Genomic DNA, 3,093 nt, shown 5'->3' with positions numbered 1-3,093 from the left:
GACGACGACTGCATTCGCAGAATCGGCGCCAGGTCCGACAGTACTCATGGATGCTGGAAAGAAGGTAATGTTCCATATCGTGGTTACGGGCGGTCAATCCAAAGGCGATAGCCTCACAGGGCTGAATGGGATCGCCATGCGCGGCATCAGCCGAGACTTGCGGCCCGCTTGAGCGGCAAACATGAATCGTCATTTTCCAGAATGCTGAATCGCCCGGACAACCTGACCATCGCAAAGGGCTGTCTGAACCGTACTGTTCGAAGACGACTTGCCGCTCTAGGTAAGAAAGCAAACAAAACCCAAGCTCTGGTCATCGTCGATGCCACCCTCATGGGCCGTCACGGAAAATATGTTAAAAATATTGGGTTTTACAAGCTTGGAAGGAAAACCGTGTGCGGCCATAATGATGGTTAACTGGACCACGTCACTCATTTTATGAAGGAAAGTTCGATGGTGAATAATCTGCCGAAATATCGGACTATGGATCCTCATTATCCCATGCTAAATTTTCCCCCGTAGATGGCCGCTTTGCTGCTGAAGTCCCAGTTCCTGTTTGGAGACAGATCATGCCTAGACCTTTTCTCATGAATATTTGTCACTTTCTCGCCATTGTGCTGAATCTTACTTGCAGCAGCACTTTGCATCAGTCGAATCGCACCTCGAAAGCCATCCCGAAACAGACCCCTGCTGATTCGATCGAATCACAAAATTCATCCGTTCCAACGCCCCCTTTACCAGCCGGCGCCGCTACGGATTCCCTTTGCAATGCCTCGAAACTCTATGGAGAATCTGGACAGCAATGGAGAGCAGCTGGAAACTTACCCGACTTTGGTTGGGCCGGCTATCACACGGGTCTTGATCCAATCCCCGAAGTAGCCGGTCCCGTCTTCGATATCACGAGGTTTGGTGCCATAGCTGATGATGCAATTGACGACAGCGATGCGATCCAATCCGCTATAGATGCCGCTCGACCTGGAATAGTTTTAATTCCAAAAGGTCGATTCATTATTTTGAAAAAGCTCAGCATTGATCACGGGAACATGGTCATTCGCGGCCAGGGCCCCGAGCAAACCATCCTCTATTTACCCAAGTCCTTGGGTGAGGTCTATGGCCTGACAAAAGGTCCCCCAACCAATTGGTCTTTTTCCGGTGGCTTCATAAGTGCCGAAGGCCACGACAGAGGCAGCGAGCTTACCAAGCTCACAAATTTTGCAAAACGAGGCGACCAGACTATCCAAGTCGCTTCCTCGAGCAAAATCAAAGTGGGTCAATGGGTACGTATCGTCATGAAAGATTCCGGTGGGACTCTCTTGAAATCCCTGCATTTGGGCCAATATCCCGGAGCGATGGAAGATGTGGGCCGAAAGACGATGAGTTTCTACTCTCCTGTCACGTCCCTTACTGAAAAAACCATTACACTCGCTCGAAATCTTCCTTTCGACATCGATCCCTTATGGATGACAAGCATCAAAGCTGTGGATCCCACAATTTCTGAACTTGGCCTTGAGCACTTCAGCATGCAGTTCGTTGGCACTCCTTACCCGGGACATTTTAAAGAGCAGGGCTACAATGCAATTGATCTGTCAGGAGTTCAGAACTCATGGGTCCGAGACATTAAGATTCTCAATGCGGATTATGGCATTAACATACGCTCTTCGTTTTTCGTCAGCGTCTCTGACATCATTCTCGATGCGGATGGCAGTCGTGGGAAATTAGTGGGACATCATGGCCTGAATTCGTCTGCTGGGGCTGATATCTTTTTCACCAGGTTCGACATTCGCCAGACTTTTTTTCACGATCTCACCGTCGACGACTATGCGCTGATGACTGTCTGGTCCAAGGGCCGAGGACTTGATCTCGCCATGGATCATCATGGTCGTGCATCTTATGGAACTTTATGGACAGATATCGACGTTGGCTTGGGAACCAGGCCTTTTTTCAGTGGTGGGAGTTCAGTCCGCATGCCCCATTCTGGCGCTTTTACGACCTTTTGGAATCTGCGGGCCCAAAAGCCGGTGCTGCCAGTGCCCGCAAACTTCGGACCTGCGCTTAATTTTGTAGCCATGATAGATCCTTTTCCCGCTCAACCAAAGGATTGGTCCATTGAAAAATGGGCAAATGCTGAACTTTGCCAGAGTGATTTGCACGAAGCAATGCTAGCAAAGCGCAAAATTCCCCTTACAACGTCACCATGAATTGCTGGCTAGTGCACGACATTTGTCGAATCGGTGTGGAACATGGCGTTCGCTGCCGTCCACGGGAAAAACTTGACCAACGACTTACAAAAAATTCGTTACAGGAACGGAGTCGTCAGATTCACTGAGCGGCTCCACTTCATTACCTCGGAGTGGATGCCTTATCACGAAAAACGTGGTGCAATCGTGAATGTCACGGCAGACCTGGGAATCCCTCTCGCAGAGTCCATAACGATGATTGATCATTGGGGAGTCTGGTACAGGAAAATGCATGCCGCCGAGCTTCCAGAATTCGAGCGTCGCTATCCGTTCGAGAAAGCAGCCTCTGTTACAACAAAATATCTAACTTTTCGGGAGGTGTTGGACAATCCTGGGGGCGTCACCCTTTTGCGTCGGGAACTGCAAAAAGGTGCTCTTCTGGCGAACTTCATCCGTCCAAACTGGGATACTATGAAATATATTGGAACCCGTATGGACGTTTCGCATCAAGGCTTCCTGATCCTAAAATGTGAACGAATCATTTTGCGTCACGCGTCAGCAGTACTTGGGAAAGTAGGCGACGAAGATTTTGTTGAGTACATGAAGGGGTACAGAGACCACAGTTCGCTTAACGGTATTCAGCTTGCACGCATAAAATCTCTCTAATTACTCAGCGCTTGCGCTGAGATAAAATTTCTTTGAAACTATTGCCATCAATGAACCTGCAAAGACCTAACCCCAGGCCGTGCCTCAAAATACTGGGTTTCACTCATACGATTTTATGAAACATTGAAAAAATAAGCCCCTGCGGCGAAATTGGAAGAACTTTAAACAAACCTTCCAGCCACAGGAGCCGATGATGCAGAAGCACCTAAACCGCATCATAGATGAATTTCAGCTTATGCCCAAGAGTATCGTT

Annotated in this window: 2 protein-coding genes and 1 pseudogene; all 3 read left to right on the top strand. The window is 48.8% G+C overall.

Going from position 1 to position 3,093, the window contains the following annotated elements; genetic code table 11:
* Positions 1 to 168: 168 nt before the first annotated feature.
* Positions 169 to 414, top strand: a complete 246-nt coding sequence (locus VE954_RS13620; RefSeq protein ID WP_324953586.1) for a hypothetical protein — start codon at positions 169 to 171, stop codon at positions 412 to 414.
* Between the two features lie 152 nt (positions 415 to 566).
* On the top strand, positions 567 to 2,195 hold the full coding sequence (locus tag VE954_RS13615; protein WP_324953584.1) for a glycosyl hydrolase family 28-related protein: 1,629 nt from the start codon (positions 567 to 569) through the stop codon (positions 2,193 to 2,195).
* 24 nt (positions 2,196 to 2,219) lie between these two features.
* Positions 2,220 to 2,840 (top strand): annotated as a pseudogene (locus VE954_RS13610) (N-acetylmuramoyl-L-alanine amidase-like domain-containing protein); the annotation flags it as partial.
* Between the last annotated feature and the right edge of the window lie 253 nt (positions 2,841 to 3,093).

Origin of the sequence: Oligoflexus sp. (assembly GCF_035638955.1) — a bacterium.
GTDB lineage: Bacteria > Bdellovibrionota_B > Oligoflexia > Oligoflexales > Oligoflexaceae > Oligoflexus.
The sequence above is the reverse complement of the archived record's forward strand: the minus strand, read 5'-3'. Positions and strand labels throughout refer to the sequence as shown.